This window comes from Trichocoleus sp. DQ-U1 (assembly GCF_039961925.1).
GTDB lineage: Bacteria > Cyanobacteriota > Cyanobacteriia > Cyanobacteriales > FACHB-T130 > FACHB-T130.
Window position 1 is genome coordinate 1 of sequence record NZ_JAMPKB010000120.1, and the last position, 11721, is coordinate 11721.

The 11721-nt window shown below is 45.8% G+C and carries 9 protein-coding genes and 1 pseudogene; 5 read left to right on the top strand and 5 right to left on the bottom strand.

What is annotated here, in order from left to right; translation table 11 throughout:
• The first annotated feature begins 83 nt into the window (after positions 1–83).
• Positions 84–1028, top strand: coding sequence for a hypothetical protein (locus NDI34_RS26260; RefSeq protein ID WP_348234296.1), 945 nt, complete (start codon positions 84–86; stop codon positions 1026–1028).
• A 531-nt stretch (positions 1029–1559) separates the two neighbouring features.
• Here NDI34_RS26260 and rppA read toward each other — a convergent pair.
• Positions 1560–2267 (bottom strand): two-component system response regulator RppA, encoded by a 708-nt coding sequence (gene rppA, locus NDI34_RS26265; RefSeq protein ID WP_348234300.1) that lies wholly within the window; start codon positions 2265–2267, stop codon positions 1560–1562.
• Positions 2268–2353: 86 nt separating this feature from the next.
• Here rppA and hisG point away from each other — a divergent pair, with 86 nt between their 5' ends.
• The 3 genes from hisG to NDI34_RS26280 are packed head-to-tail and all read left to right on the top strand — an operon-like array spanning position 2354 to position 5148.
• On the top strand, positions 2354–2998 hold the full coding sequence (gene hisG / locus NDI34_RS26270; RefSeq protein ID WP_348234297.1) for an ATP phosphoribosyltransferase: 645 nt from the start codon (positions 2354–2356) through the stop codon (positions 2996–2998).
• Positions 2999–3012: 14 nt separating this feature from the next.
• Complete coding sequence (locus NDI34_RS26275; RefSeq protein ID WP_190531446.1) at positions 3013–3246, top strand: hypothetical protein; 234 nt, start codon at positions 3013–3015, stop codon at positions 3244–3246.
• 27 nt (positions 3247–3273) lie between these two features.
• Positions 3274–5148: an ABC transporter ATP-binding protein gene (locus tag NDI34_RS26280; protein ID WP_190425955.1), complete on the top strand. Its 1875-nt coding sequence runs from the start codon at positions 3274–3276 to the stop codon at positions 5146–5148.
• A 196-nt stretch (positions 5149–5344) separates the two neighbouring features.
• Here the strand turns inward: NDI34_RS26280 and NDI34_RS26285 are convergent, their stop codons facing one another.
• The gene (locus tag NDI34_RS26285) at positions 5345–7741 is read right to left on the bottom strand and encodes a PhoX family phosphatase (protein WP_348234298.1); all 2397 of its coding nucleotides are present in this window, start codon (positions 7739–7741) and stop codon (positions 5345–5347) included.
• A gap of 555 nt (positions 7742–8296) precedes the next feature.
• On the opposite strand from NDI34_RS26285, the gene NDI34_RS26290 reads away from it, so the two are divergent.
• A complete protein-coding gene (locus NDI34_RS26290; RefSeq protein WP_348234299.1) occupies positions 8297–9136 on the top strand; it encodes a hypothetical protein in 840 nt (279 codons plus the stop codon).
• Positions 9137–9498: 362 nt separating this feature from the next.
• On the opposite strand, the gene NDI34_RS26295 is transcribed toward NDI34_RS26290, so the two are convergent.
• The 3 genes and pseudogenes from NDI34_RS26295 to NDI34_RS26305 all read right to left on the bottom strand — a co-directional run.
• The gene (locus tag NDI34_RS26295) at positions 9499–9975 is read right to left on the bottom strand and encodes a hypothetical protein (protein ID WP_190690659.1); all 477 of its coding nucleotides are present in this window, start codon (positions 9973–9975) and stop codon (positions 9499–9501) included.
• A gap of 212 nt (positions 9976–10187) precedes the next feature.
• Complete coding sequence (locus NDI34_RS26300; RefSeq protein WP_348234301.1) at positions 10188–10997, bottom strand: ATP-binding protein; 810 nt, start codon at positions 10995–10997, stop codon at positions 10188–10190.
• A gap of 135 nt (positions 10998–11132) precedes the next feature.
• A pseudogene (locus NDI34_RS26305) lies at positions 11133–11597 on the bottom strand (GAF domain-containing protein); the annotation flags it as partial.
• Positions 11598–11721: the final 124 nt, after the last annotated feature.

An 11721-nucleotide genomic window follows, 5' to 3' on the forward strand; every position in this document is an offset into this window, starting at 1 on the left:
TTTCTTGTTCGTATGCTTTGACTACTTTTTCTCGAAAGTCGATGGAGTAAGGTTTCATTCTACCTGTTCATGCACTGACCTCAATGTACTCTATATACCTGCAATCTGCTGTAAATTTAGGTGTCTCAGTGATGGGATTTGCTGTATTAAACCAGCGTCTCAACGAACTGGAACAACGACTAAAACAGAGTGAGGAACTGTTAAACAAAATTAACCGCAAAATTGATATTGGATATTATGCTAACTTCAAAGCTGCTATTGGTCTGGCGATGAATGCCTTTACGATGACCAAAGTGGAAAATAGAGAGCGTATGGCGATTGAAGCTATAAATCGCTTTCTAGAAGCTGAACATATTTACACTGACTACACAGACAAAGAACTTGAGCAAGGTAGCCAGATTGCTGATGAATATCTTTTGACCTTATCTCTAGCTTACATTGCTGAAGCACGTTGTCATCTTGAGTTAGGAGAACCCGAAACAGCACTAAGTCGCTTCCAAGAAGGCGCGAAAGTTGTTCGTTCTCGTATTCATAAATATGTTGAGCTTCTACTTACTTCTAACCCAGCAGCCTACTTACAGCCTCAGTTCAAAGGTCAGATAGATTTGCGGCGGCTAACCCGGATTTACCAATGGATTGACCCAGCTTTGGATGAAAATGCTGTGTTTGAGCTTCAACGTGAGAATTTGCTCAAGATGGCACAAGATCCTGATAAATGGGCTGAATCGTTACCAGCAGCAATTCTAAGTCGCGTTGAGGTTGCAGGAGGTTGGTTTGGACCAAATGCAGGAGATTTGAAACGGGAGGCTGATAAACGTCTTCCCGAAGTGCTAGAAGTCATAGAATCTATGGTGGAAACCAATCGCCGTTTTGAAGCTTATCAGGCAGAAATACAAGCGATCGCGCAATTGGGCATTAGCTTCCATGACTGGCTAAAATTAGCTCCGTCTACAGAATCTAAACCCGACGGCGCAGAATTAATGTACATCATCCCGTCCAAGGCTCTAAAATTGAAATTCTCTGTTTAAAGTGGTTTCTCTTCCAGAAAAGAATAGCCAGCAAATATCGCCTGACAATCTCTTTCCAAGCGCAGGCGATATGCTAATCATTAAAATTTAAAAGTAAAAAAAGCTAATCCGTGATTATTGCGCGTTACCAATAAGAAGATAAATGTCAAGACAGCACCGGAAAAAATAGCCCATAAAACATATCGATTTTTTCGATTCAGCCAACTAAAGAAGAATACTAAAAGGAGAAAAAGAATAGTAGTAGCAATTCTTTGTAAGTTTCTTAAATCCCAAGCTATCAAGGGGTCTTCCAAATCTCCAAGCATCATATAAAATAGCTCCTTGTAATTTAGGCTTATTTTAAGCAATATCAATAGACAGCTCAACAGCTAAACACATAGTTTTGTGTAGACGATACCAAGCGATCGCTACTGTTAGGGAAGCGGACGTAGAGAATCCTGGTGGAATGCTGCGGATGATAGTTGAGAGACATCAGCGGTTTGCCTTTTGAATATCGCCACTGAAAGTTAGAAAGCAAGTCAGAAAGCCGCCTTAGCCGCCATCTCCAAAGCGATAGCCTTTGCCATAGACAGTGTGAATCAAAGTTGTCTCTCCAGATGCCTCAATTTTGCGCCGCAAAAGGCGAATCAAAGCGGCTAAAACGTTACTGCTGGGTTGTTCGTCTGGGTTCCACAAATGTTGATGAATTTGGGCGTGAGTGAGCAACTGCCCCGCGTGACTCATAAAATATTCCAGCAGATGAGTTTCTTTCTCCGATAACTCAATGGTGCGTCCGTGACGATAGGCTAGCTGGTTTTCACAATCTAGTTCTAAATCTCCAATCTGAAGTAAGTGAGGATGGTAGTGCGCTTCTATCGTCGCGCTAGCAGGCGCATCAGTCGCGGAACGACGCAGCAAGGCGCGGACTCGTGCAAGTAACTCTCGCAGTTCAAACGGCTTCACTAGGTAGTCATCCGCACCGGCGTCCAAACCCAGCACGCGGTCGTCTAGGGTATCTTTGGCAGTGAGAAAGAGGACGGGTGTAGCATCTTTGCGCGATCGCATCTGCTGACAAATTTCCAACCCGCTGATCTGCGGCAGCATCCAATCCAAAATCAGCAAGTCATAGCCTCCTTGCAGCGCCATCTGGTTGCCAGACGCCCCATCATAAGCCAACTCAACGCTGTAGCCTTCACGACTTAGCACGCGACTCAGCGGTTCAGTCAGCTCAACTTCATCATCTACCAAGAGAATTCGCATCACAAAAGTTATGAATTATGAGGTATGAGTTATGAGTTACCTTGTGACATCCAGAACTCAATACTTAACACTCAGAACTCTATTCTATGCTTACCGTTGCATTGCCCAAAGGCGCACTCTTATCTGATAGCATTCGTCTACTGCAAAGTGTCGGACTCGACTTTAGCGCCTTCAAAGATTCTGCCAACCGCCAACTGCAAATACAAGACCCCACCGGCACCGCCCAAGCCCTACTGGTAAGGGCGCAAGATGTCCCAGTTTATGTGGAATATGGGCAAGCGCATTTAGGGATAGTCGGTTACGATGTTCTGCGGGAGAAAAACCCCCAGGTTGCTCATCTAGCTGACCTCCGATTTGGTTCTTGTCGGCTGTCAGTGGCGGTAAAGTCTTCTAGCCTTTATCGGTCAGTCTTACAACTGCCGCCCCACGGTCGAGTCGCGTCTAAGTTTGTTCACTGTGCCTACGAATACTTTGAAAGCTTAGATTTACCCGTAGAAATTGTGCCTTTGTCTGGTTCCGTAGAACTAGGGCCGATTACCGGGATGTCCGAGGCGATCGTGGATTTAGTTTCCACAGGTCGCACCCTGAGCGAAAATGGCTTGATCGAGATTGATACACTATTTGAAAGTACAGCGCGGTTAATTGCCCACCCTCGGAGTTATCGCCTGAATACGGGCGATATCCATCAATGGGTCGAAGATATCAGAAGCGCTGTTCTAATTAATTGCTAGCGCAAGGCGATCAAATGGACGAAACAATTAGGATTTGCTCGGTTGATAAAAATGCTTGGAGTTCAATTGTGCAAGGTTTTGACCCGAATATTCTCCAAGATGTGCTAGAAGTATATGGCGCTGATGGCGAGAAAGTCGGAACTCTGTGCGAATCGGTAGATGGCAAATCCTACATCAATGGGCAACCTGAAACGGCTTACCTATCTCTACAGGCAGCTGCTACAGCACTGGTGAAAGGGGAACAATGAAATAAGTAGAAAGAAGATAGTGGCAGCATGACTCAATCCCCGCCTCTGACGGAAACTAGAGAGCGATCGCGCGTTCGTGAAAGCGACTGGCGACTCTTCCTGCGCTTAGTCCCCTACGCGCGGAAAAGCAGTCGTCTGCTGATAATTTCCATCCTGTTGTTGGTGCCGCTGTCAGTCGCCGGGGCAATTCAACCGATCATCGTGGGGCAAGCAATTTCGCTGATTCGCGGGGAAGAAGTCTGGTCTTTTCTTCAAGGTAAAGGCTTGTTGGAAGGAATCAATCTTCTCGCCGTTTTACTGCTGCTAACGATGATCGTTCGGATGGTGTTCACCGCCGCCCAAGGTTACACCGTGCAGAAGGTGGGGCAGCAAATTACCGCCGAGATTCGCACTGACTTATTTCATCACGTCACGTCCTTAGCGGTGCGATTTTTTGACCGCACCCCTGTAGGACGATTGATTACCCGCCTCACCAGCGATGTCGAAGCACTAGGGGATGTCTTTTCCACAGGTGCCATTGGCATTGTCAGCGATCTGGTATCGATTTTAGCGATCGCTGTCACCATGTTTTTGCTGCAATGGCAGCTGGCATTGATGCTGACACTGATGTTGGTGCCAGTCACGGCTTTGATTATTTACTTCCAACAGCAGTATCGCAAAGCCAATTACAAAGCCAGAGAAGAACTGTCTGCACTCAACTCAACGCTGCAAGAAAACATCGTAGGGGTGAACGTCGTGCAGCTATTCCGGCGAGAGAAATTCAACTCAGAACTGTTTCGGGTGACGAATCAGCGGTACATCGAGGAAGTGGATAAAACCATTTTTCACGACTCAGCCGTATCAGCCACCTTGGAGTGGATTGCACTGGTAGCGATCGCGGGCGTACTCTGGTTAGGTGGACAAATGATTATGGGCAAAGCCCTCAGTTTTGGCACCCTCTCTGCCTTTATCCTGTATGCCCAGCGTCTCTTCGATCCCTTGCGACAATTTGCTGAAAAATTCACCTCCCTGCAATCTGGTTTCACCGCCGTCGAACGCATCACCGATATTCTCAACGAACCAATTGAAATCCGCGATCCTGAAGGGACACAAAAACAGCTTATAGACAGGGGAATTATCCCGTCTGTAGCAGAGGAACCCAGGAGAATTTCCCATTCCCCATCCCCAACCGCCAAAGGTGAAATTCGCTTTGAAAATGTCTCCTTTGCCTATAAAAATGATGAATACGTCCTCAAAGACCTAAACTTCACCATCCATCCCGGCGAAAAAGTCGCTCTCGTTGGTCCCACGGGTGCTGGTAAAAGTTCGATTATTCGCCTGCTGTGTCGCCTTTACGAAACCACCGAAGGTCGCATTTTCCTCGATGGTGTCAATGTCCGGGACTTACCCCAAAGAGAACTGCGGGAACACCTAGGCGTCATCCTTCAAGATGGCTTTCTGTTTGCCGGTGACGTGAAGAGCAACATTACTCTAGGAGATACTTACTCCTTTGAAGAAATTCGACAAGCCGCCGAAAAAACCAATGTTGCCAGTTTTATCGAACAACTGCCTCAAGGCTACGATACCCAACTTAGAGAACGAGGCACTAATATCTCTAGCGGACAAAAGCAACTCTTAGCATTTGCCCGTGCTGCTATCCGCAATCCCCGTATTTTAGTGCTAGATGAAGCAACAGCCAGTCTAGACGTAGGTACAGAAGCCTTAATTCAAGATGCCCTCGACAAATTGCTGGAGGGACGCACCGCCATTATCATCGCGCACCGTCTCTCAACCATCCGCAATGTAGACCGGATTTTGGTGCTGAAGCGAGGGCAACTGGTAGAGTCGGGCAGCCACGATCAATTGTTGCGCCAAGGCGGATTGTACGCCAGTTTGTATCAGTTGCAAATGTTAGGCGCTTAAGCAGGCAAAAGTAAAAAGGTAAAAGAAAGATTCTTGTCTTTTTCTTTTACCTTTTGCCTTTTTACTTAATTAAACGCGATGTGCGAATTTTTTAGCCCCCCTTTTTAAGGGGGGTTGGGGGATCGAGACACTTAGATAGCAACGGCAGATTCCTTAAAAAGGGGGGAATTACCTGAAAAGTTGCACACGGTATTAATTAAACAAATGTGCCATTTGACTGCTTGCGTTGAATGCCAATCACTGAAGGACGCGGTGGTCCTTGAGGATTTCCCTCAATATTGCTAGGCCAATTGCTACCACGCGGAACCGTGCGTTGTTGGTTAAAGAGAGTGCCATTTAAGTCCAGCATCTCAATCGTTCGGCTCAGAGTTTGCTGAGGATTGAACGGGCAATCTTCACCAGGGTGCTGCACCGAAATAATCAGCGTATCCCCGATAAAAGTAGGCCCTGTCAACTCGCAACGTGGAGGACCGTAGGCAAAGGGGACGATTTCTCCAGCATCCGGGCCAGTGGTGGGAATGAAAAAGAGCCAGTTATTGCCAAAAACCCCAATCAGGTTAGAAGTTTGAACATTGAGATTAGAATCATCCACACTAGGAGAGTTAGAACCCACGACCCTGTGGTCTATCGCTAATGGCGTTGCGGCAGCACCAACATCGAAACCATTGTGAGCACTAGTAGACATATCCGTGACGCCCCAAATATTTCCTTGGGGGTCAAATGCCAAGTTATCTACATTGGCAAAACCCGAACCCGGTTCTGCTCCCGCTTCCCCACCTTTAGCAAATCGCTGCCAGCGGAAAGTTGTACCCGTAGCATCTGAGCTGTTTTCCATAATCTTGAACAGTTCGCCCGAAGGTTGTCCGGCGTTGACGGCAGGGCTGTACTTAGAAACCACAAAGATTCGAGAATCGGGGTAGCCATCGCTTCCCGCCGCACCATCCGTGTAGGCAATAAATACATCCTTGGTGCGAGGATGAACTTCGATATCTTCGGGACGTGCGGTGGGAGTTCCGCCAAGGAGGTTGGCAGCTAAGAAGGCATCCACGAGGACAGCCCCTTGGCTGGTATAGAAGTTGGACAGCTTCTTACCTTGATAACCTGCCAGGGCTGTGGCTTCATTGGTGGTATCTAGGTTGAATGCACCGCCATCTGTAGTTTGACCTGCAATACCGTTCCGTCTGGGTAATTTAATCAAACCATTCCGGCTCGCTTTGCCCAAAGCGGCAATTTCTTGAGAACCGAGGACGGAGGGCGGAATCGGATTGGTAGCAGCATTCAAATCCAGGGGAATCCACGTTCCTGTCCCGTCAGGATTGTAACGGGCGACGTACAGCGTCCCCTCCTCAAATAAAGCGCTGTTGTTCTTGCTATTCGGGGCAGAAACAGTGCCTTTGCTAACAAATTTCCAGGTGTGTCCGCCGCGCCGGTCATCGCCCATGTAGGCAACTAATTTTTTCCCAGCTTCCGCCCGCATGGCGATGTTTTCATGGCGATAACGACCTAATGCAGTGTGCTTGCGCGGGCGGAAATTTGGGTTACTGGGATCGATTTCCACCATCCAGCCGTATTTCTCGCCAACCAAGCCAAATTTTTCCCCACTGGTACCGGCGGTGTAGCTAGTCTGAGTACCATCAGATTTTACAGATTCTGTGACTCCTACAAAAAAGGCTGTGCTTGCCTGAAAGTTTTCTTCCGCTGAGAGGATGGTTCCCCAGGGAGTAGTGCCGCCAGAGCAGTTGTAGGCAGTGCCAATGATTTTGTTACCCAGCCCATCTACGCTGAGAGGAAATACTTGGATGGCGGCGGGTCCCGTACTCAACAGGTAGTTTTGATCGCCTTTCTGGTAGCTCTTGGAACCCCAAGAAGTAATAGTTTTATACTGATCGGAACGCTGGCTGTTAATTTCTAAACCGGAAAGACCATGAATGCGTCGATTGTTGGGATCTTTAACAATCGTATAGCGTCCGGCGCGATTTTGGCGTGCCATTCGCAGAACAGAACCGCCCATGTTGTACATGATTTCGCCCAACAGGAGAAGATCGGTTTTGTCAGCCGGTAAACTCTGCCCAACGACTAAGGGATAAGACTCAGGTAATCCTGCTAAATCCTCTGGGACTTCAGGGAGTGTAAAAGTAAACGGGTAGGAGACATACTCGTGATTTACCCACAGGTAGCCGTCGTTAGGATTTCTGCCATCTAGGGGAACAAAGCCGGTGTAGTCGTTGTTGTAGCCAAAGTATTCTTCTGGGTTGGGATAAACGCGATCGCCCCAACGTACAATCACATAACGTTCGTACTCTGGGGGCACCACTACATCATCAACGATGTTGTAGGTGCTTAACCGAGTATCGGTAGAAGCATTGATGACACTTCCTTGATAATTAATGGCTGTGGCGTAGAAGCTTTTTTGCTCTTGATAAATCGGTAAAGGATGCGGCAATCGCACTGGGGTAAATTTCAGTGGTAGAACCGCTTGGGCAACGTTAGGATTGCTGCCAAAATGCTGTCTCCCCAAAGTAGGAGCTAGTACAGCAGTACCGGCACTCGCCCCAAAAAAAATTAGTAGCTGCCTCCGACTGAACTTAGACATTAAATTCCTCTCTTTTTGCGATCGCAATAATCAAAAATTTTGAGTCATTATTTGACAGGAATTTAGCCGAGCTAACCTCTATAAAGCTTAAACAGTCAACCAAAAATGCTGCGACAGCTAAGCCACAGCATTCATGTCAACGGCTAGTCAACGCAGCATTACCTCAAGCCATCGGCATAAGTATCTATACCTGTAGCATCCTGCCTGCTTTTTGTTCTCTTTAGTCGAATGGGCGGCTCCCTCATACTCGACTTCCACCGCCAAATTTGAGTGTTTCTACGCACCTTCTGGAATACTACTGGCGTAGAATTAAGCTTCTTTAATCTCTGGGTTAATAAAAGATTAATAAAATATAAATTTATCAAGAAGTTGTCAATAAGATTGTTAAGCCAAATTTTAGCAGGTCTTATTCCTCTATTAATGTTCGCTTAACCAAAAATGCTTTTAATAGAGATATCAGTGAAAATACTTAAAAAGCTAAACTAAGCCTGCTTTTAAAAATTAGCAGAAATTTAAAAATGACCTTTTTGGCAGAAAAAATTAGGAGTTAACTTAATGATAAAAACAATTAGTCTTGCAGCACTGGCTATCAGTGTAAGTGTAGTATTTCCATCTACAGTAAAGGCTGCTGTTCTAAATAGAGGATTTGAACAAGGGTTTCAGAGTTGGAAAGCCCTAGGCGATTATCGAATAGAAACTTCAGATTTTGGAATCAAGCCATTCCAAGGAAAAAACCAGGCTTTTGTCTCAACTGCATACCAAGAAACTCTTAGTCTCGACAATAATTCTAATCCGATTATTGGCGGTAATGCTGCTCCCGTCACTTTCATTTCTGGCTTTGCTGAAGAAGAAACTTTAGAAGGATTCTTGGGTTTCTCAACTTTCTTGGGCGATCAATCTTTATACGCTCTAGCGACCGCAGAGCCGATTGAGGGATCTGCCATTAAGCAAACTTTTAAAGGCAGTGCTGGGCAAAAGTTATCTTTTTCTTGGAACTTCCTCACGAATGAGGCTGTTGAGCAATCTGCGGTTGATGACTTTACCTATCCTGATTTTAATGACTTTGCTTTTGTAAGTCTTCAGTCAGATTCTGGTACTCAATTCTTCAATTTAGCGGATACGATTTCAAAATTCAGTAACTCTTCAAGTGTCTTTAATAAAGAAACTGGATGGCAAACTTTTTCTTATATTCTTCCAGCCTCAGGGGAATATACTTTAGGGATTGGGGTTGTGGATGTTGGGGATGGAACACGGATTTCTGCCTTAGTGGTTGATGAGGCAGAGGCAGCAGTTGTTCCTGAAAATACTCCTACATTGGGTATACTTCTTTTTGGAACTTTAGCAGCAGTAACCAGGTTAAAGGGTAGAAAGAAAAATTCAGGTTTGTTGTCTTAAAAAAATTATTTGAGCGTTTTTTATACCTAGAGGCGCAATGAATGATTTTCGGTTACTGCTGTAATTCTTAGATTCCCTCCAATGCTCATTAAGTGGGAGCAAAAAAGCAGCTTAGAGTATGTCTGAAAAGTCATAATCGAGACGCTGAAACAGTAGAGATCCCCCTAAATCCCCCTTCAAAAGGGGGACTTTGAAAAAATTCTCCCGCTTAAAAAGGGAGGCTAAGGGGATCGAAGCAACTTCTTACGTTTTCTTGCACTTTGGGAAGAGCAAGATTGAGAGATGCTGAAGTTTTGCCTTTAAACTTTAACTGAAATGTACTAGATGCGCGAATAATTGCGCCGTGTATATTTACCTGTAGATTAATCATCCCGAAAACCCGGATCGTCTTCGCGGCTGAAGGTGGATGTCGGTGGAATCGGAGGTGACGAGGAATTAGATGAATTATTATAAAAGCCTAGTAGCAATCCAGAATTATCAAAATATCGAATCCAACGATCAATTTTAGGTTCTGTCTGCCAATCAGAACGATACACTTTTGAAAATAGAAGCGGGGCTACTTGTCCTTTGACATCACCGAAAATTCTGATATAAATTTGTGTAACCTCTGGATTTTGTGCGAATCCCTGCTCAACAGAATTGCTAGCAATCGATTCTGCTTGCTCAAGCACGTCTTCAAAACTTTGATTGGTGTTCGGGCTAAAAATTAGATCGATTTGTTGGCGTTCCGGTTGTTGAGTTGTAAACTCCTGAATTTGAGACAAAACAGGGGGAGCGATCGCGCTCAATCCTGTAAAAATTAAAAATGTGGCTGAAACGATGCCGCGATGGATACCCATTGCTGTTACTCGTTAAAATTTTATCGCTTTATTCCTTCTACTGAAAGTCCTTTTTGACACAGCTTATCTTTGCGATCGCACTTCAGCATTAACAGACTAACACTCGTAGAATTAATCAGCCACTAAGCGAAGGTTAATTCTCAGTAAAGACGAAAAATAGAAGCGGGTAGTTAGGTATAGTGAATTTAAGTAAAAATCTTCTCCAATGGAACCTAACTGTGCTGCTGAATGGGAATTGCGATCGCAAACTCTGTACCTTGCCCCGGTTCGGAAAGACAATGCAATTGACCTCCGTGTTTTTCTACCACAATTTGATAGCTGATCGATAAACCTAACCCCGTACCTTTGCCTACGGGTTTGGTTGTAAAAAAGGGATTGAATAGCTGTTTTTTCATGGCTTCCGTCATCCCTAGACCGTTATCGGCAATGCTAATTAATACCCGATCGGAGTTGACAACAGAGGTGCGAATGCAAATTTTAGGAATGTAGGACTTAGTATTTTCTTCTCCACGTTCCATTCTCTCTTCTAAGGCATCGATTGCATTCGTCAGTAGATTCATAAAGACCTGATTCAATTGTCCGGCATAGCATTCTACCTGCGGCAAGTCGCCGTATTCCTTTATTAGTTGAATGCCAGGATGGTCAGGTTTTGTCTTCAGGCGATTTTGTAGAATCAGGAGGCTGCTTTCAATCCCTTCATGAATATCAACCGCCTTCATTTCTGCTTCATCCAGACGGGAGAAGTTCCGCAGCGATAAGACAATCTGACGAATCCGCTCAGCACCTACTTTCATGGAAGTTAGCATCTTAGGAAGGTCTCCGATCAGGAAATCTAGATCGATAGCCGCCATTTCGTCTTGAATCTCAGGGACTGGATGGGAATAGTGGTGTTGGTAGAGCTTTAGTAGATTCAGGAGGTCTTTGGTGTATTCGTCTGTGTGAGCTAAGTTGCCATAGATAAAGTTGACGGGATTATTAATTTCATGGGCAATACCGGCAACCAACTGCCCTAAACTCGACATTTTTTCTGTCTGTACCAATTGAGCTTGGGTTTGTTGGAGTTCGGAGAGGGTTTGTTCGAGTTTGGCGGCTTGTTCTTGGAATTGTTTGGCAGTGGTGCGGGTGGCGGCGTAGAGTTCGGCTTGGTTAATCGCGATCGCAAGTTGGTCGGTTACAGCGTGCAGCAGTTCGACTTCCCAATCTCTCCAAGGTCTGGGTGCAGAACTCTGGCAACAACTCAGGATACCAATGGTACCCGATCGAGTTTGAATGGGCAGCACCAAGATAGAGGCGAAGCCCATCGAACGCAGAAATCTACGCCACAGGCGATCGCTGGCGGATGCTGCGCTTCGCGGCTCCTGGCTTGGCTGAGCTGCGCTTCGCGGCTTCTGGCTCAGTTTCTCGATATCATCTATCCGCAGCATTTCCAGGTTCAAAAGTTTTTGCCCCATCGATCCGACAGCAGCAATCGGGTAGTAACCTCTGAGATCGGAAAGCTCCGAATTGCGAGCTTCCTTGACAATTGCCCAACCGGGTTCCTCTCTGTCAGGGTAATACCAGGCAAAATGACACCGCTCAATCTGCAACAAATTGCGGATCTCTTGCACCGTTGTTTCCAAAACTTTGTCTAAGTTAACCTGAGTTCGGGTTAAGCCGAAGGGAGGAAAAACGCATTGATATTGAGAGAGGGCTTCTTAGGCTGATGGCAATAGGCAATTAATCCACAGACCAAATTCACCAAGAAAT